Source organism: Cupriavidus sp. 94F1 (assembly GCF_057798875.1).
Genome location: NZ_JBYOJT010000014.1, coordinates 100580 through 124308, shown reverse-complemented (window position 1 = coordinate 124308; position 23729 = coordinate 100580). Strand labels below are relative to the sequence as shown.

Genomic DNA, 23729 nt, shown 5'->3' with positions numbered 1-23729 from the left:
CGGCTGCCCGGTCGGCGTTATCAGGAGACGCGTGGATGAAATGGGTCATGTTTGGAGGCTGTGCAGGTTGGCTGCACGGCTCGCAGGGCAATGTCGGCGTGGTGATGTGTGCTCCCCAGGGCCACGAGATGATGTGGTCGCATCGGGCATGGCGGCATCTGTCGGACGACATGGCGCAGGCGGGGCTCCCCGTACTGCGGTTCGACTACCGGGGCACTGGCGACGCCGACGACCTTCACGATGGAAACGATCCGGTGGCATCGGCCATCGACGACATCGTGGCGGCCTGCGCTGCGCTGCGCCGCATGGCCAAGGTCAGCCAGGTCGTGCTGTGCGGCCTGCGGCTCGGCGCCTCGCTGGCGGCACTGGCGGCCGCACGGGTGCCGCAACTGGCCGGCGTGGTCATGCTGGCGCCGGTCATCGATGGCCGCCTGTACCTGCGGGAACTGCGCGCGCTGCACGCCGCCTGGCGCCATAGCGCCATCCCCGAACTCGATGTCCCGCCGGCGCCCGCCGGCGTGCAGGATGTGCTGAGCTTCCGCCTGTCTCCTGCCGCGGTCGCTGGCATCCAGTCGATCCGGCTCGATGCCAGCCTGCCCCTGCCGCGCGTACTGCTGCTCGACGCCTGGCCCGATCCGTCGTCGCCGGTTGCGGCGCTGGCGGGCGGACTTGCCCAGGCCGGCGCGGACGTCGCGCTGGAAGGGTTTGGCGAGTATCCCGACGTCATGCGCTCGGCGGAGTTTGCCGATGTGCCCGTGCGCGCCTGGGAGCGCGTCATCGGCTGGATCACGTCACGCATGCAGGTCACACCGCCCGGCCGGGCGGCGGCGTTTGCGCCCGGCTCGGCCGGCGCGCCCGACGATGCGCTGGCCGCCGCGGACGTCGTCGAGTCGCCGGTGTGGATCGACCACGCGCGGCTGTTCGGCGTGCTCTGCATGCCGCCGCTGCGCGATGCCACGCCGGCGCGGCCGGCCACGGCGGTGATCTTTCCCAATACGGGCGGCAATCACCATGTCGGCGATGGCCGGCTGTTCGTCACGGTGTCGCGGCAGCTCGCGCGGCAGGGCATTGCCGCCTTGCGCCTCGATGTGTCATCGATCGGCGACAGCCCCCACGCCGCGCGGCAGATGGACCTCAACACCATCTATGGCACCGCGCCCCGGCGCGATCTCGGGGCTGCGGTGGGCTGGCTGCGGGCGCGCGGCTTCCGCTGCATCGTGCTTGCCGGCATCTGCTCGGGCGCGTTCCTGAGCCTTCACGCCGCGCTGGATAACCGGGGCGTCAACGGGCTCATGCTCGTCAACCTGGTGAAATTCCGCTGGGATGCCGCCGACCAGGCCATCGCGTCGGATCGTCTGCGGCCGGGCCGCGTGTATCTGGCCGCGGCCTGCCGGTGGGAAAACTGGCGCAGGCTGTTTCGTGGAGAGCTCGGCCTCAAGCGGCTGCTGGCGGCGATGTCGCGCAGGATTGTCGTACGCCTGCGCGAGCACGATGTTCCGACGGCAACGCCGGGCGCGCAGGGCCAGGCCGGCCAGACCACGCAGGACTTCGCCAGCGCCGCCGTGACGGCGCTGGAACGGCGCGGCGTGCACACGCTGTTCCTCTATGGGGCCAGCGACGTGGGCCTGCACGAGGCGCATCTTGGGCTGGGCCGGCGCTTCGAGGCCATCGACGGCCTGCGGGATGTGCGCCTGCAGACGATGCCGCTACTCGACCACTCGCTGTTCCTTACCGAAAGCCGCGAAGCGTTCGCCGCCCAGCTGCTGGCGCATCTGCGCACCATGCCGCAGGCATTGGCTTCGTTCAAGCCGGTGGCGCCGCCGGCGCCGCGCCGGCAGCCGGAACCTGCCCGCAAGTCCCAGCATGGAATGGCCGCGACGAAGTCCGAAACGAAATCGCCGAAGCCGTCCGGGAGGAAGGGCGCCCGCGGTGCCGAGGGCGGCGCCGAGCCGTTCGCTCAGAGCTCGCCGCCGCGTTCGGGCTGACAGCGTCCCAGCAGCAGTTCGCGCACGCCTAGCAGGTTGCCTGCGAGGCGTCCGCGCCGGTCGATGTGCGGCTCGGGGAACAGGGACCTGGCGCCATTGGCCAGCAGGGCCTTGGCGGTGTTTTCCCAGACCTCGCGCGCTGACAGCGCACCTTTGCCGTACAGGTACCAGGCGTTGACGATCTGCGAGAAGCCGAAGCGCCGGCCCGATGTGCGGCCGCCGGAGCGCAGGCCCAGATGCACGCCGCGTGCCGCCAGCACGTGCAGCAGCTGGCCCTTGCCGTTCATCGCGCGCGAGAAGTCCATGTCCTCGAGCCAGCCGTACAGCACCAGCCGCTCGTCGAAGCGCAGGTCGCCGATGGCGCTGACGCGATAAGCCATGTTGCAGCCATACAGCTTCTGGACCGGCACCAGGCCCCCGGGCTGCGTGCGCGCGGCGTCGTCCGCCAGCAGTTCGCCGGCTTCGTCCCAGTCGATGGCATCGCCCCGCACGCCGTCCGCCACCACGCCGCCCGTCATGCCGACGACACGCGGGCGCGCGGCGAACGCTTCGACGCATCGCGCGAGCCAGCCTGGCGCGGGCACGAAATCGTCGTCGAAGAACACCACGATATCGGCTTGGCCCATCACCCGATCCAGACCGCGGTTGCGCTGCGCGGGCAGGCCGGCCGGGCCGAACACATACTCGACGGGCAGGTGCTGCGTCGCGAAGTCCTCGACGTCCTCGACGTCCAGCCGGGTATTGGCCGACACCACGACGATCGACGGCTGCAAGGTCTGCTGCTCCAGCAGGCGCAGCACGCGCGAGACAGCCTTGGGGCGTCCCTTGGTGGCAATGATGACTGCGACGCGGCACGCCTTCGGCGCACCCTGAAGATGTTCTGGTATCACGCGGCCCTCCCTTTTCTTGTTGTGCTGCGCCCGGTTCTGCTGGCTCGAGTATAGGAACGTCAGCGGTGCGCGTTCGGTGTGTTTTCCAACGCAGACGTTCATGCCGATGCTGGCCGTTTCCGCCCTGGGGCTTCGTGCGTTGCCGTACGGAGGGCGCCGTCGTGTGATCGCAAGATGTCATGGATGGTCTGGCATACGTGAGCTTGTCAGGGTCATCGATCGACGGGATGCCTGGGAGGGAGCGTACTGATGAGCTGGACTCGCCGCGCGTGGATGCGCGCCTTATCCGCCAGTGTGGTGGCGACTGCGTCGCGGGGTGCCATGGCGCATGTCAGCGCCGGAGCGGTGGAACCGCTCGTGCCCGCGCCCAATGCCTGGGTCGTCGATGCGGCGGGGCAGCGCAGGCGGCTCGATGCGCTGATGCAGGGAAAGGTCACCGCGCTCCAGACCATGTTCACGGGGTGCAGCTCCGTTTGTCCGCTGCAAGGCGCCATGTTCGGCGCCGTGCAGGGTGGGCTGGCCGGCAAGACAGGCCGCTATCCGATGCAGTTGCTGTCGCTGAGCATCGACCCATTGGGCGATTCGCCGCAAGCCATGCAGGCATGGCTGAAGAAGATGGGCGCCGGCCGCGCATGGCAAGGCGTGATCCCTTCCGGCGATGTCATGGCGCTGCGCTCCAGGCTGGCCGGCCGGCCGCCGTCGGAGAACCTCGACAAGCATGCTACCCAGGTTTACTTCTTCAATGCGTCGGCACAGATGTGCTGGCGCAGTCAGGCGCTGCCACAGCCCGAGGATGTGGTCGCGATCATGGCTTTCCTCGCCAGGGCGTGACGCGGAGGCGTCCGATCGAATAAAGAGAACATCTTCAAGGGAGTCCATCATGAAACTCATCCCGGGATCGCACCCGGCGCGTGCGCTGGTGCGTCTGTCGAGGTGTGTGGGCCTGTGCCTGCTGGCACTCTGGCTGTGGGCCGCACCCACGCCCGCCCAGGCGCAGACCACCACCACCATCAAGCTCAGCGGTACGAACTTCTGCATGGATATCAGCGGCGCCGTGGTGGACAACGATGCGCCGGCAATCATCTGGACCTGCCACGGAGATCTGAACCAGCTGTGGGGGCTGACGCTGTTCGGCAGCCAGTACCAGATGTCGCCCCAGCACAGCGGCAAGTGCCTGGACATCCAGTACGCCAGCACCGACGTGGGTGCCCCTGCGCTGCAGTGGCAATGCACCGGTGCAACGAACCAGCGTTTCACCCTGCGCGCGCAGAATGGCGGCTACGCCATCATCGCGGCGCACAGCGGGCTGTGCCTGGTGCCGGCGTCTGCGGTCGAAGGCGAGGCCGTCGTGCAGAAGACCTGTAACGGCAGCGCGGCACAGACCTGGAACATCACCGTGGCGCAAACCACGGTACTGCCGTCGAAATGGGCCGCACCCAAGGCGCTGACCGTGATCCCGGTGGCCGCGGCGAACCTGCCCGATGGACGCGTGCTGGTGTGGTCCGCGTATGAGCGCAACAACTTCGGCGGCGACAACGGCCGGACCTATACGGCGCTGTTCAACCCGACGACGGGCGCATCGACCGAGAAGCTGGTCACCAATACGGGCCACGACATGTTCTGTCCGGGCACGGCCAACCTGCCGGACGGCCGCATCCTCGTCAATGGCGGCAGCAGCAGCACCAAGACCAGTATCTACAATCCCTCGACCAACGCCTGGACGGTCGCGGCGGAGATGGTCAAGGGGCGCGGCTACCAGGGCGCGGTGACGCTGCCCGACGGTGGCGTGTTCACGGTCGGCGGCTCGTGGAGCGGCGACATCGGCGACAAGGACGGCGAAACCTGGCACGCCAATACGGGCTGGCGGCTCAACAGTGCCGTCTGGGACGACTACTTCCTGACCGGCGACTCGGCCGGCCTTTATCGATCGGACAACCATGCCTGGCTGTTCGCCGCCGCCAATGGACGCGTTTTCCACGCCGGCCCCAGCAAGCAGATGAACTGGGTGGACACGACCGGCGACGGTTCGGTGACCCCGGTCGGCACGCGCGCGGCCGATGGCGACGCGATGAACGGCAATGCCGTGATGTACGACATTGGCCGCATCCTGACGGTGGGCGGTGCGCCCGACTACGAGAACGCGGCCGCCACCTCAAACGCCCACGTCATTGACATCCGCCCCGCCACGCCCACGGTACGCAAGGTGGCGTCGATGTCGTACGCCCGCGCCTTCCACAACAGCGTGGTGCTGCCCAATGGCCAGGTCGTGGTGGTCGGCGGCCAGGCGTGGCCGGTGACGTTCAGCGACGATGGCGCTGTCATGGTGGCGGAGCTCTGGGACCCTGCCACCGAGAAGTTCTCGCGCCTGGCTGCCATGCAGACGCCGCGCACGTATCACAGCGTGGCGTTGCTGCTGCCCGACGGCCGGGTGCTCAGCGGCGGTGGCGGGCTGTGCGGTGCGTGCACGACCAACCACGCCAACGTCGAGATCCTGACGCCGCCTTACCTGCTCAATGCGGACGGCACTTCGGCCACGCGCCCGTCGATCACGTCGGCGCCCACCGAGGCTTACCTGGGGACGACGATCACGGTCAATGCCACGGCCAGCATGAAGTCGTTCGCGATGGTCCGCATGTCGTCGGTGACCCACTCGGTCAACAACGAACAGCGCCGCGTGCCGCTGACGTTCACCGTGGGCACGTCGGGCGAGTACAAGCTGCAGATCCCCGCCGATCCGGGCGTGGCCGTGCCGGGGTACTACATGCTGTTCGCGATGAACGCGGCCGGCGTGCCCAGCGTTGCGGCCACCATCCGGGTGCGCTGATGCGCCCGGCCATGCTGCTGGCGGCCGTCCTGGCCGTCGGCAGCCCCCTGTCCGGGCTGGCGCAGGGCGCCACGCCCAACTTCGTCGATCTCGGGCGGTCGCTCTACTATGGGCAGATGCCCACCGGCACGCCGGCACGCCTGCGCTGGGAAGAGCGCGCGCTGCCCGCCTCGGCGGCGCGCTGTGCCAACTGCCACGCCGCGGCCAGGGGCGCCGAGCCCTTCGGTCCGCGCCTGACCGCCGATTCGTTGCTCACGCTGGCACCCAGACGCGGCGGGCCGCCATCGGCGTATGACCGCGACAGCTTCTGCCGCGTCGTGAGCGAGGGCGTCGACAACACCGGCGTGATGCTGTCCAAGGCGATGCCCCAGTACCCGTTATCCGAACCAGAGTGCACGGCAATCTGGTCATTCCTGCTGACGCAGTAGCGCCAGGCACGCGCCGGGCCAACACTGCCAACGGAGGCTTTCCATGCCCAATCTTCGACGCAGTTTCCTGGCCCGGCTGGGCGTACTGACCGGGGCGAGCGTCGCCTCCGCGGCCGCCGGGGCCGCCGGGCGCGAGGCCGGCGAAGCAGCGCTGCCGGCGTCGCGCGAGCGAGCCGTCTCCATTGCCGACTTCGACGGATGCGACCCCACCGGCAGGACACCGTCCGACGCGGCATTCGCCAGCGCGGTGCGCACCATGGCGCGCCAGGTGCGCAAGGCACAGTTCGGCGAGAACTCGAACCAGATCGGCGGCAGGCGCATCATCGTGCCGCCAGGCACCTACCGGCTGACCAGACCCGGCGCGTTGTTCGACAGCGCGCTGCTGCAGGGCAGGGCGCAGGGCCTGATGATCGAAGGGGACGGCCCTTCCGGCACCGTCGTCATCATCTACGAACCACGCGGCGACGGTGCGCTGTTCCGCAACCAGGATGCCGCGCTGGTGGTGCGCCTGCGCAACCTGCAGTTCCACGGCAATGCCCCCAACTGCGACCTGATCGAAAGCGTCAGCAGCGGCGGCGCCCAGGACTATGCGTTCGACGACTGCCTGTTCACGGGCCAGTGGCGCTACGGCGTCAACCTGACGGGCGACAACTGCAACAGCGAGTGGAAGTTCTGGCGCTGCGCCTGGGCCGGGCAGTGGAAGGCCTTCCTGTACGTCGGCGACAAACGGACGTCCGACCAGTTCCTGAACTACTGGTTCGACCACTGCAAGTACTGGTGCTCCAGCGCGTGGATAGACATGCATCGCGGCGGCAGCATCAAGCTGACCGACTGCGACGTAAGCGGCTACGAGCCGACCGTGCAGACCCACCTGTTCAACCTGCGCGGCAACAACCACGCCATGGGCGTCTGCTCGTTCAAGGCGGAGGGCCTGCGCGTGGAGCAGAAGTCGCGCCAGGCCGGCGTGATGTTCTGCGAGTGGGAGCAGGGCAATATCGGCTTCAAGGACTGCGACTTCGGCTCGCAGGGCTACCAGCAGTTTGCGGCGGGCACGGTGTCGGCGGTGTTTTCGCCGGGCAACACGGCCGGCGCGCAGGTGGTGTTCGACAACTGCCAGATCATGGGGCGGCACCAGTATGTCTCGGGCCAGGGTCCCACCGCGCAGGGCCGCGCCGTGTACCGCAACTGCGACTTCGTGAATTTCGCGCATCCGGACGAGGGATTGATGTTTTCCGAGTCGGGCAACCAGCTCGGCCGAAGGCGCGTCGTGACGCTAGAGGGCTGCCGGGGCAATAGCGCCGCCGGCGTCTATGCCGACGCCGAAATCGGCTGGAACGTGGCCGCATCGGCGACGGTCAGGACCAAGGTGGTATCGCTGCGCAACGCCTTCGGGCGGCTGCCGGCCCGTGCCGATGGCGCGCCGACAGTGATCCTGCCGCTGAATGCGATCGTCACGCGGGTCATCGTCGATGTGGCCGGCGGCGCCGGCAACTATTCGATCGTGACGGGCGAGTCGTCTCCCACCACGTTGCTGAAGGCCACCCGGCAGGCCGACGAACGCATGCTGTTTCGCTGCAGTACGCGCCAGCGCTGCACGCTGAGCCTGGTTCCCGGCGCCGGCACCGAGCAGCCGGCCAATGCCGAGGCGGTCGCCCTGATCGAGTACATCGGCTAGGCCTAAAGGGCCCGCAAGTTCCCCAACACATCCGAAGATGACCGCAGGGCGCCCCAGGGGGCGCCTTGTCGTTTCACCGCCGCCCGTTGAAAGCACGCACACAGCGGCAAATGAAAAAGGCCGCTTCGGAAGAAGCGGCCTGCAAGGCGGGGCGGTGATTTGCAGGATCAGGCCCGTTTTGCCTGTTCGCTGCCGTAGCGGTTCAGGTAGCGGTACTTGCCGAAGTGGTAGTGCGAACGGTACCAGCGCCCTTCCACCTCGAGGCCGTTGAACAGCACCCCCTTGACCTCGCCGCCGGCCTGTTCGATCACGCGGCGCGCGGCGGTCAGTTCGGCGGCGGTGGTCTTGTCGGCGCGTGCCACCAGGAACACCGCACCGGCTCGCGGCGCCAGGATGCCGGCGTCGGCGGCGGCCAGCACCGGCGGGGTGTCGATCAGCACCAGGTCGTACCGCGACCGCAGTTCCGCGAGCAGGCTATCCATCACGGGGCTCTGCAGCACGTCGGCGGCGAGAGGCGGCTCGGCACCCGTGGCGATGAAATCCAGTCCCGGCACCACGTCGCGCTGGATCACGTCGTCGAGGCGCGCGCTGGTCAGCGCCTCGGTCAGTCCGGGTTTGCGCGTGACGTTGAAGCGTTCGTTCAACGCGCCGCGTCGAAGGTCGCCATCCACCAGGACCACCTTGCGACCGGCTGCCGCCGCGACCACCGCGAAGTTCGCGCTCAGGAACGACTTGCCGGCTTCCGGGGCCGGGCCGGTGAACACCACGACGTTGTTGCGCTGGGCCCCGAGCAGCGCGAACTGCAGCGCGGTACGGAAGCCACGCAGGCTTTCGATGGCCGGATCGTCGGGCTCGCCGATGGCCAGCACATCGCCGCCGCCGCTCTTCACGCGCGACAGCCGGGCCTGCTGGGCGCTCATCGGGATGGTCGCGTACACCGTCATGCCGCATTGCGACTCGATCTCGTCGGCATCGGTCACGCCGCCATCGAACACGCGCCGGATGGCCACCACGATCAGCGCGATCACGATGGCCAGCACACCGGACGTCGCGCCGATCAGCATGCGGTTCGGGCGTACGGGCTTGAGCGGGACGTCGGCGCCGTCGATCAGGCGCGCCGTTCCGACCTTGCTGGCCTTGACCAGCCGCAGCTGCTGCACGTCGTTCAGCAGCGACTGGTAGAGCTCGGTGTTGACTTTCAGGTCCCGCATCAGCCGCAGAACGTTCTGCTCGACGTCCGGCAGCTTCTGGATCTTGCCGGTGACGCCGTTCAGCTGCCCGGTCAGACCGGCGATCTGGTTGTCCAGGATCTCGATGGTCGGGTGATTGGTCGTGAAGCGCGCGATCAGTTCCTGGCGCTTCTGGCGCAGCTCCTGCAGCTTGGTCTGGATCTGTACCGACTGCGAGAGGATCAGCTTCGATTCCTCGCTGAGGTCGATGGTGCCGCGCTGGTTACGCATCGCGTTGTAGCGCGATTCGGCCGTTTCCATCTGCTGCTTGAGCTGTGGGAGCTGGCTTTCCAGGAAGTTGACCGACTTCTCGGCCTCGGCCGCCTTGCGGCGCAGGTTCTGCTCCACGTACTCGTTGCCGATCTCGTTCAGGGTGGACGCGGTGCGCGCCGGCGACGTGCCTTCCAGCGCCACGCCGATCACGCCGCTCTGCTTGCCGCGCTCGCTGATCATGAGCTGGTCCTGCAGGCTGGCGATGGCAATGCCGCGCGGCACGCGACGGACGTAGAACTGCGCGCCGGCACGGCCGTCCAGGCGGCTGATGTCGATCGTCACCGAGCCGCTGCCGGTGGCCACCGTCAGCGGATGGCCGACCTCGCCTTCGGCGGTCTGGTCGCTGCTGGCGAACGCCAGCCGATACTTGCCGTCGCCCAGCGCCGTGACCACCATGCGGCGGTCTTCCATCTGGGGCGGTACGTCCAGGCGCTCGACCACGATCGATTCGCTGCCCCACGCGTAGCCGCCAAAGCCGAACAGGCCGGGGGTGGACAGTTCCCGGTTGTAGCTGGCGATCGCGGCGCCGATCAGCGGCAGGTAGCGGGGCACCGCCTCGACATCGAGCCGCAGCGTGTCCACGGCCTTGCCGACCACCATGCGCGAGCGCAGCAGTTCGATTTCGGCCGAGGCCGCCGGCTTGGCGTCGAACACGGGCGAGATGTTCGCGGCCAGCTTGCTGGCCGAGTTGCCCGGGGTGGTGTCCTCCACCTGGACCACGATGTCGGCGCGGTAGACGGGGCGCGCCAGGAACGCATACAGCAGCCCCGCACAGAGGATGGTCGCGGCGACTGTCACGAATGTCCACCGGTAGCGGACCAGCACGTCGACGTACGACGTCATGTCCATGGGCTTCTCGTTGTCTTCCCATGTATCAGGAGCCGTGTCCCGGAAATTCCGTACGATACTCATCATGCCTCTCCGTGGCGATGGGCCGGCTCTGCCGCATGGATTCGTGCCGACCAGGATTCAACACCCTTCTTGATCAAACCAAGTACGATGACAAACATGTTTTGCGAGCCGCCGAAAGGGTCCGGCACATCGGCCTTCTGCTGTTCGCAGAGGCGATGCGTCTTGCCGCGCGCCTGCGGGTACAGCGTCTCGATCGCGTCGCGCTGCTCCTCGTCCATCACAAGGACCAGGTCGGCGTCGGTGACCAGCGACTGGTCCACGGCGCGCGCGCGATGCTGGCTCAGGTCGTCGCCCTCGATGGCCAGCAGGCGCACCGCGCGAGGGTCCGCGGTGGCACCCACGGGCGGGGCCAGGCCGGCCGACAGCACATTGCAGTGGGGCAACGCCCGGCTCAGCAGTGCCGCCGCCATCGGGCTGCGGCACCGGTTGCCAATGCAGATCACGAGGATCGACCTGACCATGTCGCGTCCGCTGATGACGATCATGGCCGCGCGATGCTGGCCGTGCCCACAACCGGCTGGACCAGGAGCGTCATCACGCGGGCCCAGCGCACGAGGTCACGCGCATCGACGTAGACGACGTCCTTCGGCTCCAGCTCGAAGCTTTCCGCGATGGCCAGGGCCACCGGCGAGGTGCCGTCGAGGTGGTAGACCTTGGGCTTGCCATCGGTGGTCTTGCGGATGACGAAGATCTGCTCGGCGTTGGCCGTCTGCGGGCTGACGCCGCCAGAGTCGCCGAGGGCTTCGTTCAGCGTCATGCGGCCGTTGCGCATCAGCAGCGACGACGGCTTGACCACTTCGCCGGTCACGAAGACCTTGCTGTCCTCGCGCTGCTCCACGCGCACGATGTCCCCGGAGCGCAGCATGATGCGCGACGGATCGATGCCCCTGGCCAGCAGCGCCGGCATGTTGACGTACCAGCTGCGTTCGCCGCGCGTGACCCGCACGCGGCTGTTGTCGCCGGTCAGGTTCAGCACCCCGCCCGCCCGGTTCAGCGCTTCGACGAGCGTCATTGGCGCATCGTCGATGGCAAGCATGCCAGGCGTCTTGACTTCGCCGTCCACGTACACGCGCTGGCTGCGGAAGCCCAGCACGCGCACCGTCATCTGGGGATCGCGCACCACGCGCGACAGGATGCGGGCCATCTCGTCGCGGACTTCGTTGGCGGTCTTGCCGGCGACATGCATGACGCCGGCATAGGGAAACTGGATATCGCCCGAGGGGCTGACAACGTAGCCCGGCATGTTCGAGCCACCGCTCGAAGTCGGAATCTCGAACGCGGCCCCAATGCTGTACGTCTGCGTCGGGAACACCAGTTCGGGGTGGTCCCAGACCACCACCGAGATGATGTCGCCGGCGCCGATGCGGTATGGCGCCGGCGTGCCGAACAGTTCCTCGACGCCGGCATTGGCCGGTTTGGCATGGGCCTGCTGCTCGCGGACCAGTTCCAGTGTGATCGGCGTGACCTCGGGCATCGAATCGGGGCTGACGCCGCCGACCGGACTGGCGCTGAATTTCATACCCGGGGACGCCGCGCAGGCGCCCAGCAGCAATGCGGCACACACCATGGCCAGCGTGGCGGCCAGTGATCGAGGCGATCTGGCGTTGCACCGGCTGACTGTGTGGTAATGGCTAGTCTTCACGGCATCCTCTCCCCAGTCGATTAAACGAGACGCGCATCGCTGTGCATCGCGACTGAATGCATCGTAGGAGTCTGCAAAGTGCACTATCGGTGCGCTCTCGCACATTGGTGCAGAAGCGCGCCCGGCTAACGTTGCGTATCGCACCGAGTGCCCGCTGCGGTGCCGCATATCGTGGCTGCAAGCGGCGGATCGGCATCCGCCATGGGCATTTGGCGTTGCACAACCACGGAGAGACCAATGAGGGGCGTGATCATCAATGCCGACGATTTTGGCTACGACGACGATACCTTCAGGGCCACGGTCGCCTGCTTCGAGGCCGGTCTGCTGACCAGCGCCACGATCCTGGCCGGCCGGCCCGCCACGGCGCAGGCCTGCAGGTACGCCCGGGACAACCAGCACCGCAAGTCCTTCGGGCTGCATTTCAACATCGTGGAAGGCTGGCGCCCGCCCGCGTCGAGTTCACTGTGCCGCAAGGACGGCTCGCTGTTCCCGCCGAAGATCCAGCGCGCGCGGGCCATGGCCGGCCTGATCGACGCGGCCGATATCCGGCGCGAATTCCGGCTGCAGCTGGAGGAACTGCGCGACCAGGGCGTGGATGTGTCGCACGTGGATGGCCATGGCCACATGCACAAGTACCCGGCCATCATGCGCGTGCTGCGCGATGAAATGCTGCGCGCCGGCATCTCGCGGGTGCGGCGGCCCCAGAACTGCTACTTCATGAAGAACCACGTGCGCGGCGCCATGAACGTGTTGCTGCTGCGACACTTTGGCGGCCTGCGCAGCCCGGACTTCTATGTCGGCGCCGATACGCGCCAGCGCGGCTGGGCGCTGCAACTGCCCGCCATCCTGCCGGAGGGAGTCACCGAGATGTCGGTGCATCCGGGCTACACCGAGACGTGGCGCCAGGAAGAGGGCGCGCCGCTGATGGACCCGGGCCCGCTCCACACCGTGCTTAAGGATGCCGGCATCACCCTGATGCGCTACCACGACATCTGAGGTCCCATCCGGGCTTCGTTCCCTTGTCCAGCGACGTCGCCGGCCTCGAACTTCGAGGCCGGCCGTCATTGGGTCACGCGTTGTGGGCCGCGTTGCTGTTCGCCTTGTGCGCGCTGATGGCGGCAATCGTGCGGTCCAGCACGTCCTCGGCGCGCTGCCGTTGCGCCTGAAAATGGATGAGCAGCGCGGCGCGCCGGGCCTCGGCGTGGCCGTCCGGTGTCATCAGCTTGCGCAGCCAGGCGATGGCGTACTCCGCGAAGTCGGCGTCGCGCGGCACCAGCACCCCGTTGCAGTCATCGATCATCGAGCCGATGCAGCCGCGATCGTTGGTGATCACGGGCACGCCGTGGCTGTGCGCCTCCAGCAGGATCAGCGGCGCGGCCTCGTTGTGGTAGGTCGTCGGGAACAGCAGCGCGTCCAGATGGCGGAAGAATGCTTCCTTCTGTGCGCCGTGCACCGGCCCCAGGTAGCGCACGCACGGGGTGCGGGCCAGCTCGGCATCGAACCGGGCGCGGATGTCGGGCGCCACGGGCCCCGCGATACGCGCGCAGACCGGCATGCCGATTTCCTGCGCCAGCCGCACGACCTCGAAGAACGTGAAGATGCCCTTGGCCGCCGTGATATTCGACAGGAAGCCGACACGGATCGCCTCGTCGGCCGCTTCCGGGGGCGGGGCCTCGGCCGACGCCAGCGCGGACGCGGCCGGCAGGTCGATCAGGCTCAGGTTCGACAGCACCTGGACGTTGCCTGGCGGCAGCCCGTAGATGCGGGACAGCTCGGCGCCCATCGTGTCGCACAGAACCAGGTGCCGGGCGCGCGGCGCGCAACGCATGATCAGGCGGGTGTACCAGGTGGCGCGGTTGATGTAGGCAAAGCTGTGGTGATGGAAGTAGATGGCCATGCCCGCCAGGTTTGCCAGCGCCACGAACGGTGCGTCGAGCAACTGCCCGAAGCCGCCGGACAGACCGAGATACAGCGTGTGGGGCCGCTCGTTCACGATCAGGCGGCTAAGGCGCCACAACTGCCGTGCGCGGTTGGCAAGCGCCTTCAGGCCTGCCGCGCGCCCCGAGGCCCGTTTGGCCACGTCGAGCACCTCCACCGGCGCATGTTCGCGAATGCGGTCGAGCATGCGCTGGTTCGATGCCGAAAAGCCGTTGTGCGGCGGCGGCAAGGGCCCCAGGAAGACCACGGGCCGGGCCAGTGCCGCAGGCGGCCGGTCGGACTCGATACGCGGCGTGGGCGCGGCTGGCGTGCCGGCTTCGGCGGGCTGTTTGGCAATCGGCCCGAAAGCGTTGGGCATGGTCATGCTCGTGCATCCTCCAGTATCTTGAGGCAGCCTTCCATGATCGAGCGGCCGGCGCACTCCGGCGAGTATTGCGCGGCCACGTCCAGGCAGCGCCGCATCGTCACGGCGACGTCGGCAAAGCTCCGGGTGGCGCGCAGCAGGGTACGGCTCAGGTCGGCCACGTCGCGCGTGACAAAGGTGTGGCCGGTCAGTCCGTCCTGGACCAGCTCGGGAATGCAGCCGCAACAATCGCTCACCACGATCGGGCAGCCAAAGCTCAGTGCCTCGTTGACGACGAGGCCCCAGGCCTCGGTGTGGCTGGGCAGCACCAGGCAGGTAGCCCGGCAATACTGTTGCGCCAGCTGGTCGATATCCATGGCCCCCAGGAACTGCACCGCATCGGCAATGCCTAGCGATTCGGCAAGCTGCGGCATCTGTTCGGACTCGACGACCGGCCCCGCCAGCACCAGCGTGGCCGCCGGCTGCTGGCGGCGAACGTCGACAAAGGCGCGTAACAGGTCTTCGATGCCCTTGGCGCGGCATACCAGCCCCACGAACAGGAAGCGGGGACGATCCGGCGCTGGCGCGTTGGCCAGCCGCATGCTGGCGGCCGACTCGGCGCTGTAGGTGTGCGGCAGTGCGGCGGCCTGGCAGCGGTAGACAATGCGCGCGGGATCGGCGCCCATGGCGATCACGTACTCGGCGGAACGCTGGCCGTAGACGAAGATGCCGTCGCACTGGCGGAAGAAAAAGCGCTTGAGCTGCCGCTTGAGCGGGTGATCGGCCTGGTCGCGCATGGTCGAATCGCAGAACACGCCGCGGCGCTTGCCCGCCAGCATGCAGGCGGCCAGCATGGCCCAGAACTCCACCCGGTGGTAGCCGGGCATGAGGATCAGCCGGCTGCGCGAGCGGAACACCTCGCGCATCAGCCGCAGCGATACCTTCCACGCCGGAATGGTCTCGTAGGGTGCGTCGAACAGGATCTGGTACGGGTACCGGTGGTAGCTGGTGTCGACACTGCTGTAGGCCGAGCGGCCGTAGCCGGTGGCGGAGATGTGGAAGAAGCGTACGTCCTGCCCCTTGCCGCGCGCGTGCGAAAACGCCTCCGTGAACACGGCGCCCTTGTACTTGGGCCAAAGCATGTTGTGATAGATGTCGATCATCGTCAGTCCCTGGGCTGCGAAATGACCTGGCGGCCGTCTAGTCGGCGTGGAGTGCTTCCACGTCCAGCGGCGCTCCGGCCGAAAGCGATGGCGATGTGTCGCCGGGCGGCGCGTCGTCCAGCCTCGGACGCCGCGGGCGGCACGGACTTCCCATGCAGACCATGCCGGCAGGCATGTCGCGGAACACGGCACTGTGGGCGCCGATCACCGCGCCGCGGCCAATCGTGACGCCCGGCGCGACGAAGCAGTGGCTGGCCACCCAGGCTTCATCGGCGATGCGTATCGGACGGCCGCGTATGGCGAAGTCGCTGCGCCGGTAGTCGTGGTCGCCGGCGCAAAGGTAGGTGTACTGCGATACCACGGCGTGGTTGCCGATCTCGATCTCGGCCAGGCTGTACAGCTCGGCGCCATCGCCAATCCACGCGTAGTCGCCGATCCTGACCTTCCACGGGTAGGTCACCCGTACGCTCGGGCGAATCACCACGTCGCGACCCACATGGGCGCCGAAGCAGCGCAGCAGCCAGCGGCGGAAGCCGTTGGCAAACTGGGGCGAGCGATGGAACAGCAGGCTCTGCACACACCACCAGAGCTGCACGACCAGCGCCGAGCGGCCACGAAACCCGGGCGGCATCCGGAAGGTCGACAGATCCTGAAACATGTTGGGGCTCCCTTCATCCGGCGGACCGGAAACGATGTCCCGATGCTGGCGCTGCAGCGCCGCATCTACAGTACGGAAGCCCACAGAACCGTGGCGCACGCCAGCTCGCTGCACCGTCACGAGTCGCCGACGGAGTCGACCGTGGCGGTGGCGGTGGCGGCGATCGTGTCGGCGGAAAGCAGGCGCAGCAACGTTTCCTCGAACGTGGCAAGCACGGCGTCCCGGTCCAGGTGCGCCTCGGCCCACGCCTTGCCCGCCGCGCCAAGCATGCGGCTGCGCAGCGGGTCGTCGGCAAGGGTGACGATGGCCTCGGCAAGCGCCAGACTGTCGCCCGGTTCCACCACGATGCCGCACTGGATGACGAGCTTGCCCAGTTCGGTCCCCGGCGCGGCGGTGGCCACCACGGGTTTGCCGCTGGCAAGCATCGCCGCGAGCTTGGACGGCAGCACCAGGTCCGCCGCGTCGGCGCGCTGGGGCATCAGGTGGATGTCGGCCGCCGCCAGGAGTGCGGAGAAGTCCGCCCACGGCTGCAGGGGCAGGAAGTGGATGCGCGGCAGGCCCTTGCACCGCGTGCGCAGGTCCTCGACGCCGGCCCCCTCGCCACAGAAGACGAAATGCAGGTTTTCCCGTTCGCGCAGGTGCTCCGCCGCCTCCGCCAGGATTTCGATGCCCTGCTTGGCGCCGATGGTGCCGGAGTAAAGGGCGATCACGGCATCGGCCGGGATGCCGAGCCGCTTGCGGTAGTCGGCGTCGCTGCGGCGTGCAAGGCCCTGCAGGTCCAGCCAGTTCGGCAACATGGTCAGGCGGCTTTCGTCGGCGCCCTTGCGCCTGGCCAGGGCCACCATCGCGTTCGAGACCGACGAGACATGGTCAAAGCGCGTCAGTACAAAGCGTTCCAGGGCCGTGGCCATGCGGCGCAGCCATTTGCCCTTGAGCAGGCCCAGTTCGAACGCGGCATCGACTTCGTAGTCGTGGATGTGAAGCCAGATCCTGGCATTGGTCAGCCGTGCGAACAGCAATGCCGCGGGGCTGCAGAACAACGGCGGCTCGACGATGAAGATCACGTCGGGGCGCCACTTTGCCTGGCGCACCAGCCAGCCGATGCTGGTCAGCGCGAACGACGCCAGGTGCAGCACGCGCTTCAGGCCGCTCGGGCGCGCGGGAACCCAGAGCGGTGCCCGCATGACGTCGACGCCATTGCGCATCTCTCGCTGGTAACGCAGGCCGGCGTAGGCCGGATCGACCTTCCAGGCGGGATAGTAGGGCGGTGCGGTAATGACCCGCACGTCGTAGCCGCGGGCGGCCAGCCATTCCGCCTGCTCGCCGGTGTACTTGCCAATGCCGGTCAGTTCGGGAGCATAGTTGAGGCAATAGAGCAGGATTTTCATCGCTTGTTCTGTCCTGGCGCCGTGCGGCGGACGCGGGGGGCGTGGATGGCACTGCGCCGGGCGCGCCTACCCCCGCTCGGCGAGCCAGCTTCGCAGTCTACGCAGCGCATGCCGTCGGCAATGTTCGAGGCCGCACGCTCTGTGCCCGGCGCTGCGCACCTGTGGGGGAGCGAACAGAGATGTGAGGTGCAAGCGGCTACCCTCCACTGCGACGGGACTTTCCATCGTTGCGGAAGTCCACGCTCCAGCATGTGCCGCACAGGCCATTCGGGGCGGGCGTGCAACGGTTGCTGGCAATGCGGAGGCGTGCGTGACGACAACAAAAGGCGGGCTGCTCGAGAGCGATACGACCATGGGTATATCGCCTCAGGGAAGCGATTCCCGCGATCAGGGCGCGACCGAACGGGCGCGCCAGGCTACCCGGGCGTTGCGCCTGGCCGTCGCAAGCTCGATGGTGTCCAAAGCGTGCAGCATCGGGCTGCAGGTGGTGAGTATCCCGCTGTTTGCCAAGGTGCTGGCCCCCGACGATTTCAGCGCGATGATGGTCTATTTCGGCATCTCGGCATGGCTGTCGCTCGTGGCGATCGGCGTCTGGCCCACGATCACGTCGATCGCCGCCGATGACAAGAAGGGGGGCCTGCTTCCGGGCGTGCTGGCGGTGTCGGTCGGCGGCCTGTCGGCCATCTTCGCATCGGTGGTGGCGCTGGTGCTGATCCTGCGGCCGACGCTGGAGTCCAGCGGCGTTAACCTGTTCTCCGCCAGTCACTACGGTCTGTTCACGGCGGCGCTGATCTGCTACGCCATGCTGACCGTGCTGTCCGTGGGCGAAGCCGTGAACCAGGGGCAGCATCGCCAGCACGTCAACAACCTGATCACGGCGGGGGGCAGCGTGCTGAACGTCGTGTTCATCCTGCTGGTGACGTTCGCGCGTGAACCCGGCCAGGAACATGTGGACGTGACGCTGCTGTTCGTGGCCAGCCAGCTCGGCTTCATCCTGTTGCGCGTGTTCAATATGACGACCGTGCTGATACGCGTCGGACGGCCACACTCGTATCCCGGGAAATCGTTCGCCCGGGAACTGGCCGGCAACACGCGTGCGCTGGTGCAGGCCCAGCTTGCGGTGGCGTTCCTGCAGCAGGGCACCGTGCTGCTCTGCTACGAAATGGGCATGCCGCGCGACGCCGCGCTGTTGGCCCTGCTGTTCCGCGCCATCATGCTGCTGCACAGCTTCGTCTTCATGATCAACCAGCCGCTCTGGCCCATCATCCATCGCAACATGCTGGCGGGCGACTGGCGCTGGGTGTCGCGCACGTACCGCAGGCTGGCCACGTGCTACATCAGCTACGGCCTGCTGGCCATTGCCGTCGCGGCCGTGGCCGGAAGCGCGGCGGTATCGCTGTGGACCGCCCACGAGTACGTAATCTCCAATGGCCTGGCGGCGCTGTGTGCCGTGTACTTTGCCGTGCTGGTGACCTCGGCCGCGAGCACGCCCGTGCTGATGGGCGGCCAGGCATTCGGCAGCCTGGGCAACATCGGCACGATGGAGTTCGTGGCCGCCTCCGTGGGCTGCATCGTGCTCTACGCCTGCCACGCCGTGAACTTTCCGAACATCGTTGCCATCCTGATCGCCGCCAATGCGGTGACCGCGCTCTGGATGACGCCGACGCGGGCCGTGGGCCTGATCCGTCGCGGCCGACTTGCCGGAAGGCACTGATCTGGCGGCGAGCGCAAGGCGCAGAGAGGAGGGCGCCAGGCCAGTCGTAGGCCCGGGTCCCGTGTAGCAGGAGCGGGAGGAGCGGCAGGAGCCGCCCGCCACGGTATTCGGCGCCAGTGCCGTCGCGAATGGCCGGCCGGGAACGGTCGGCCGGTGTGGCCGGTCATGATCCGCCATTCGCAACGAAACACCCCAGAGCCAATGCAGAACGCCCCGTCGTGCCGAATGCCGCGGGGCGTTTTGTTTGTCTGGGTGCAGCGAGGCTGGCGAAGCCACCGGGCAGCGAACCGCCCGGCCGATGTCAGTGAGCAGCGCGGGCCGGCTGTGTTCGTGGCAGTTGCACGCGCTGGCTGCGCGGGACACGACGCTTCCGCCTGCCGCCGACGAACCAGCCGATCGTCATGAACGCCAGCACGGCGCCGCTGCCGTAGGCCACCGCAATCATCAAGGCGCCTCGCAGCGCAAAGATCAGGAACAGGGCGAAATAGATACCGGCGGGCCGGGCCACGGGGCCATCGGCGCGGTACAGGCGGTCGAGCAGGCGCACGCACCACGCCAGGCCGACGGCGTAGGCAATGACACCGAACACGGAGAAGTCGATATAGGCTTCCGCGATCAGCGGCGCCGACAGGTTATCGAATTCGAGCTTGTAGTAGACCATCAGGAACTGGCCGATATCGATGCCGGTGGCATGCGGCTTGGCTTCCCATAGCGTGTGGGGCACGAAGAACAACAGGCTGCCCAGCAGCTGTTCGCCATAGCGCACGCCGTTCATGTTCACCATTTCGAGCACGGTGGAGATATTGGCCCAGGCGTCGTAATGCAGATCGATGAAGTGCTCGAAGTATATCCAGGGGTCGAGCACGTCGGTAGGACGCCAGGACGTCATGTCCGCGTGAGTGAAGACCGACAGCAACGGAAAAAAGACGCCGGTCAGCAACAACAGCGTGGCGGCCTGCCGGCGTGACGTGCGCGAGAACCACGGCACCACCAGCAGCATGAGCCCCAGGTAGACTGGGCCGATGGCGTTGCGTTTCTCGATCAGCGGATTCTGCGCGAAGAACACGCAGACCAGCAGGAACAGGGCCAACAGCAGCCAGAACGGCTGGCGCAGCAGTTTCCAGCCCTTTACGTTCACCAGCATCAGCAAAGCGGGAACGGGCAGGAAGCACAGGAACTTCTGCTGCAGCAGGTACTGCGGCGTAGCCTCGATGATTTCGGACTGCGCCCGCAGGTCGATCGACTGCCAGGAAAGTGCTGCCGCCACGGCGGCCACGCCAGCCAGGACGAAGCCGCGCGGCACGGTCAACCGTGCCGCGTAGCCGTGGTGGGCGGGGTGCGCCTGGCGAGGGCCCGGGCGCGGACGCTGGTACCGGTCGCGCCTGGCGATGTAGCAGCGCGCGCCGACATACACCATGATAAACAGCGTGCACAGCAGGTTGGTGGCCACGGCGGGCGCCTCGGACAGCGTGGCGGTGTTCACCATCTGCCCGTCGAAGTAGGCGCGCTGCACCGCGGGCGCCACGACCAGGAACAGGATCTCGAACAGCAGGACCCCCGAGTCTCCCAGCGACGGCTCGCGCTCGCGCGCGTGGACCATCCAGTGCATGACGACGGTCGCCGCCAGCAACAGGGTGGACAGCAGAAGCATCGGCGAATCGATGTTCGAGATCGCGTGGCAATAGCCCACGATCCCGAACAGCGTCGTCGCCAGCAACATGTCCCAGAGGGACCCGGCCGACAGGCGCATGATGTCCTCCCTACTTGCTATGCGGGGGTTTCCATTACGAGGAATTCCGGCAGCCGTTTGGTCGACAGGGCATCCTGGTACGCGATCCGCAGGCCCGTCTCCAGCGCCATGAGGGGTCGCCAGCCGGTGGCATTGATCAGGCTGCTGTTGAGCCGCTTGCGCGGCGTGCCGTCCGGGCGCGTGGTGTCGAACCGGATGTTCCCCTCGAAGCCGACCACCTTGCCAACCAGCAGTGCCAGGTCGCGGATCGTCACTTCCTCGTCGGTGCCCACGTTGAGGAAGCCTGGTGCGCCCGCATGCTTGCGGTAGACCTGGCTCGACAGCGTCATCACGTGCACGCATGCGCGCGCCAGGTCGTCCGCGTACAGGAATTCGCGCAACGGCGTGCCCGAGCCCCAGATGCTGACTTCCGAAGCACCCGCCAGCTTGGCTTCGTGGAAGCGCCGGAGCAGTGCCGGGATGACGTGGCTGTTTTCGGGGTGGTAGTTGTCGCCCGGGCCGTACAGGTTCGTGGGCATCACGCACCGATAGTCGGAGCCGTACTGGCGGTTATAGCTTTCGCACAGCATTATCCCGGCGATCTTGGCCACCGCATACGGCGCGTTGGTGGGCTCCAGGGGTCCGCTGAGCAGCGCCGATTCCTGGATGGGCTGCGCCGCAAGCTTCGGATAGATGCAGCTCGACCCCAGGAACAGCAGTTGGTTGACGCCGCTGCTCCACGCCTCGTGGATCACATTGGCCGCGATCATCAGGTTCTGCTGGATGAATTCGGCGGGGTACGTATCGTTCGCGTGGATGCCCCCGACGCGGGCGGCCGCCAGGTAGACCTGGGAGATCCGCTCGGTCGCGAAGAAGTGCCGGACCTCCAGCTGGTCGGTCAAATCGAGTTCACTGTGCGTGCGCAAGACAAGTTCCACGTCATCGCGCGTGGAAAGTGCACGGGCAATGGCGGAGCCGACCATGCCCCGGTGGCCTGCGATGAAGATTCTCTGGATATCTTTATTCATGGTGGTCGTATGTCCTGAAGCCTGCCATTTTGACCAGCGCATCGCGGCGGGCGGAAAGAAAGTCCGCCTCGATCATTTCATTGACCAGCTCCGTGAAGCTGATGCGCGGCGTCCAGCCCAGTTTTTCGCGAGCCCGCGTGGCGTCGCCAAGCAGCGTTTCCACCTCCGTGGGCCGGAAGTATCGGGGGTCAACGCGCACGATCACATCGCCCACCTTGCAGCGGGACGACAACTGCCGGCCATCGTGGTGGATCGCCGAAATGATGCCCACCTCGTCCACGCCGCTGCCTTCGAACGTGACCGTGATGCCCAGGCGCTGCGCCGCACATGCCACGAATTCGCGCACGCTGTGCTGTTCGCCGGTAGCAATGACAAAGTCTTCCGCCACGGATTGCTGGAGCATCAGCCATTGCATCTCCACGTAATCGCGGGCATGGCCCCAGTCGCGCAGCGCGGACAGGTTGCCCAGATAAAGCGTGTCCTGCAGCCCCAGCGCAATCCGGGCGATCGCGCGCGTGATCTTGCGCGTGACGAACGTCTCGCCGCGCACCGGGCTTTCGTGGTTGAACAGGATGCCGTTGCAGGCGTACATGTTGTAGGCCTCGCGGTAGTTCACCGTGATCCAGTAGGCGTACAGCTTGGCGGCCGCATACGGGCTGCGCGGATAGAACGGCGTGGTTTCCTTCTGCGGGATCTCCTGCACGAGGCCGTAGAGTTCGGACGTGGACGCCTGGTAGAACCGCGTGTCCTTTTCCAGCCCCAGGATGCGCATCGCCTCGAGCAGCCGCAGCGTGCCGACGCCATCGGTGTTGGCGGTGTATTCGGGCTCTTCGAACGACACCTGGACATGGCTTTGCGCGGCCAGGTTGTAGATCTCGTCGGGCTGGGACTGCTGCACCACGCGCACCAGGCTGGCCGTATCGGTCATGTCGCCGTGATGCAGGATAAGCCGGCGGTTGTCCGCCTGCGGGTCCTGGTAAAGGTGGTCGATGCGATCCGTGTTGAACAGCGAACTGCGCCGCTTGATGCCGTGGACCTCGTAGCCTTTCTCCAGCAGGAATTCCGCCAGGTACGAGCCGTCCTGGCCGGTGATACCAGTGATCAGCGCGCGACGGGTACCGTTGCGTCCACGCGGCAGCTGCGCCGCCTGATTGTCGAGTTTTTCCAGATCGCTTGCGCCCATGACCGTCACATGTTGGTTGCGGATGGGATGGACTCTATGGGCGGCGCAGGGGTGTCACTGTCTGGTATCCCACATAGTCGGCCGGCCCTCCCGCGCGCAGTACGGCCTCAGAGCGGCACTCCCATCAGGACGACGGTGGCGGCCACGCGTCCCGTGCGACGCAGCACAGGGGCCAGCCGATCGCCAAAGCGCGCAAGCAGCCCGGCCTTGCCGTGCCGCCCACGCGCCAGACGGCGCGCCACGCGGACCGGGAGCCGCATTCCGGGCGGAATCGAGGCGTGGCAAAAGGCGATCTTGCGCACGTAGTGGTCAACCTCCCACACCCACGAGGAGCCGTACGGAAAATACGCCACGTCGCCCTGGCAAAGGGTGCGGCTCATGCCATGGCAGTCCGTGACCCGCACACTGCCTTCGAGGATGACGACGACTTCGTCGAACTGATAGTGCCAGTCGAACTTGCTGCGCGTGCAATCCCAGATCGTGGTCCACGCGCCGCCGTCGTGCGTCGCGGAGTGATCGCGGCAGCGGGTGACGGGCGTGCCAGCACGAATCCAGGTGGGCTCTATCGGGCTCGGCTGGTCCGGCATGGCGCTGGTATGGCCGAAGACGCCAGAGTGTGGGAGATGTCGCGGATCGGCTTTGGGGCTGCCGAGCATGGAAGTTCCTCCTGTCACGTTGGGCCGCCGTGGGGGCGAGAGGCAATCGTTGCCGATCACGCCAGGTGGAA

General features: G+C 67.2%; 19 protein-coding genes. 7 read left to right on the top strand and 12 right to left on the bottom strand.

Annotation, left to right across the window (positions count from 1 at the left end; genetic code table 11):
- Nucleotides 1–35 precede the first annotated feature (35 nt).
- Entirely contained in the window at nucleotides 36–1985 is a 1950-nt protein-coding gene (locus AC3FJ6_RS24845) for a serine aminopeptidase domain-containing protein (RefSeq protein WP_488774146.1), read from the top strand.
- Here AC3FJ6_RS24845 and AC3FJ6_RS24840 read toward each other — a convergent pair.
- Nucleotides 1958–2977: a glycosyltransferase family 2 protein gene (locus AC3FJ6_RS24840; RefSeq protein WP_488774145.1), complete on the bottom strand. Its 1020-nt coding sequence runs from the start codon at nucleotides 2975–2977 to the stop codon at nucleotides 1958–1960. The genes AC3FJ6_RS24845 and AC3FJ6_RS24840 overlap by 28 nt on opposite strands.
- Nucleotides 2978–3124: 147 nt before the next feature.
- On the opposite strand from AC3FJ6_RS24840, the gene AC3FJ6_RS24835 reads away from it, so the two are divergent.
- Genes AC3FJ6_RS24835 through AC3FJ6_RS24820 form a run of 4 tightly spaced genes read left to right on the top strand, consistent with a single transcriptional unit; the run spans nucleotide 3125 to nucleotide 7802 of the window.
- Complete coding sequence (locus tag AC3FJ6_RS24835; RefSeq protein ID WP_488774144.1) at nucleotides 3125–3706, top strand: SCO family protein; 582 nt, start codon at nucleotides 3125–3127, stop codon at nucleotides 3704–3706.
- A 49-nt stretch (nucleotides 3707–3755) separates the two neighbouring features.
- Nucleotides 3756–5699, top strand: coding sequence for a ricin-type beta-trefoil lectin domain protein (locus AC3FJ6_RS24830; RefSeq protein ID WP_488774143.1), 1944 nt, complete (start codon nucleotides 3756–3758; stop codon nucleotides 5697–5699).
- A complete protein-coding gene (locus AC3FJ6_RS24825; protein ID WP_488774142.1) occupies nucleotides 5699–6127 on the top strand; it encodes a hypothetical protein in 429 nt (142 codons plus the stop codon). Before AC3FJ6_RS24830 ends, AC3FJ6_RS24825 begins: the two co-directional genes overlap by 1 nt.
- Before the next feature lie 43 nt (nucleotides 6128–6170).
- On the top strand, nucleotides 6171–7802 hold the full coding sequence (locus AC3FJ6_RS24820) for a hypothetical protein (protein ID WP_488774141.1): 1632 nt from the start codon (nucleotides 6171–6173) through the stop codon (nucleotides 7800–7802).
- A gap of 167 nt (nucleotides 7803–7969) precedes the next feature.
- Here the strand turns inward: AC3FJ6_RS24820 and AC3FJ6_RS24815 are convergent, their stop codons facing one another.
- The 3 genes from AC3FJ6_RS24815 to AC3FJ6_RS24805 are packed head-to-tail and all read right to left on the bottom strand — an operon-like array spanning nucleotide 7970 to nucleotide 11783.
- Nucleotides 7970–10216, bottom strand: a complete 2247-nt coding sequence (locus tag AC3FJ6_RS24815) for a polysaccharide biosynthesis tyrosine autokinase (RefSeq protein WP_488774163.1) — start codon at nucleotides 10214–10216, stop codon at nucleotides 7970–7972.
- Nucleotides 10216–10677: a low molecular weight protein-tyrosine-phosphatase gene (locus tag AC3FJ6_RS24810; RefSeq protein WP_153948729.1), complete on the bottom strand. Its 462-nt coding sequence runs from the start codon at nucleotides 10675–10677 to the stop codon at nucleotides 10216–10218. The genes AC3FJ6_RS24815 and AC3FJ6_RS24810 overlap by 1 nt, the downstream gene beginning before the upstream one ends.
- 20 nt (nucleotides 10678–10697) lie before the next feature.
- Nucleotides 10698–11783: a polysaccharide biosynthesis/export family protein gene (locus tag AC3FJ6_RS24805; protein WP_487522993.1), complete on the bottom strand. Its 1086-nt coding sequence runs from the start codon at nucleotides 11781–11783 to the stop codon at nucleotides 10698–10700.
- Between the two features lie 312 nt (nucleotides 11784–12095).
- Here AC3FJ6_RS24805 and AC3FJ6_RS24800 point away from each other — a divergent pair, with 312 nt between their 5' ends.
- Nucleotides 12096–12854 (top strand): ChbG/HpnK family deacetylase, encoded by a 759-nt coding sequence (locus AC3FJ6_RS24800; RefSeq protein ID WP_488774140.1) that lies wholly within the window; start codon nucleotides 12096–12098, stop codon nucleotides 12852–12854.
- Between the two features lie 73 nt (nucleotides 12855–12927).
- Here AC3FJ6_RS24800 and AC3FJ6_RS24795 read toward each other — a convergent pair whose 3' ends face one another.
- The 4 genes from AC3FJ6_RS24795 to AC3FJ6_RS24780 all read right to left on the bottom strand — a co-directional run bounded on the left by AC3FJ6_RS24795 (nucleotide 12928) and on the right by AC3FJ6_RS24780 (nucleotide 17348).
- Entirely contained in the window at nucleotides 12928–14154 is a 1227-nt protein-coding gene (locus tag AC3FJ6_RS24795; RefSeq protein ID WP_488774139.1) for a glycosyltransferase family 4 protein, read from the bottom strand.
- Nucleotides 14155–14156: 2 nt separating this feature from the next.
- A complete protein-coding gene (locus tag AC3FJ6_RS24790) occupies nucleotides 14157–15302 on the bottom strand; it encodes a glycosyltransferase family 4 protein (RefSeq protein WP_488774138.1) in 1146 nt (381 codons plus the stop codon).
- A 37-nt stretch (nucleotides 15303–15339) separates the two neighbouring features.
- Nucleotides 15340–15960, bottom strand: a complete 621-nt coding sequence (locus AC3FJ6_RS24785; protein ID WP_488774137.1) for a putative colanic acid biosynthesis acetyltransferase — start codon at nucleotides 15958–15960, stop codon at nucleotides 15340–15342.
- Between the two features lie 116 nt (nucleotides 15961–16076).
- The gene (locus tag AC3FJ6_RS24780; protein WP_488774136.1) at nucleotides 16077–17348 is read right to left on the bottom strand and encodes a glycosyltransferase WbuB; all 1272 of its coding nucleotides are present in this window, start codon (nucleotides 17346–17348) and stop codon (nucleotides 16077–16079) included.
- Between the two features lie 310 nt (nucleotides 17349–17658).
- On the opposite strand from AC3FJ6_RS24780, the gene AC3FJ6_RS24775 reads away from it, so the two are divergent.
- Nucleotides 17659–19062, top strand: coding sequence for a polysaccharide biosynthesis protein (locus tag AC3FJ6_RS24775; RefSeq protein WP_488774135.1), 1404 nt, complete (start codon nucleotides 17659–17661; stop codon nucleotides 19060–19062).
- Nucleotides 19063–19363: 301 nt separating this feature from the next.
- Here the strand turns inward: AC3FJ6_RS24775 and AC3FJ6_RS24770 are convergent, their stop codons facing one another.
- The 4 genes from AC3FJ6_RS24770 to AC3FJ6_RS24755 all read right to left on the bottom strand — a co-directional run bounded on the left by AC3FJ6_RS24770 (nucleotide 19364) and on the right by AC3FJ6_RS24755 (nucleotide 23658).
- On the bottom strand, nucleotides 19364–20812 hold the full coding sequence (locus tag AC3FJ6_RS24770; RefSeq protein ID WP_488774134.1) for a hypothetical protein: 1449 nt from the start codon (nucleotides 20810–20812) through the stop codon (nucleotides 19364–19366).
- 17 nt (nucleotides 20813–20829) lie between these two features.
- Nucleotides 20830–21819, bottom strand: a complete 990-nt coding sequence (locus AC3FJ6_RS24765; RefSeq protein ID WP_488774133.1) for a GDP-L-fucose synthase family protein — start codon at nucleotides 21817–21819, stop codon at nucleotides 20830–20832.
- On the bottom strand, nucleotides 21812–23002 hold the full coding sequence (gene gmd, locus AC3FJ6_RS24760; RefSeq protein WP_488774132.1) for a GDP-mannose 4,6-dehydratase: 1191 nt from the start codon (nucleotides 23000–23002) through the stop codon (nucleotides 21812–21814). Before gmd ends, AC3FJ6_RS24765 begins: the two co-directional genes overlap by 8 nt.
- Before the next feature lie 107 nt (nucleotides 23003–23109).
- Nucleotides 23110–23658: a cupin domain-containing protein gene (locus AC3FJ6_RS24755; protein WP_488774131.1), complete on the bottom strand. Its 549-nt coding sequence runs from the start codon at nucleotides 23656–23658 to the stop codon at nucleotides 23110–23112.
- Between the last annotated feature and the right edge of the window lie 71 nt (nucleotides 23659–23729).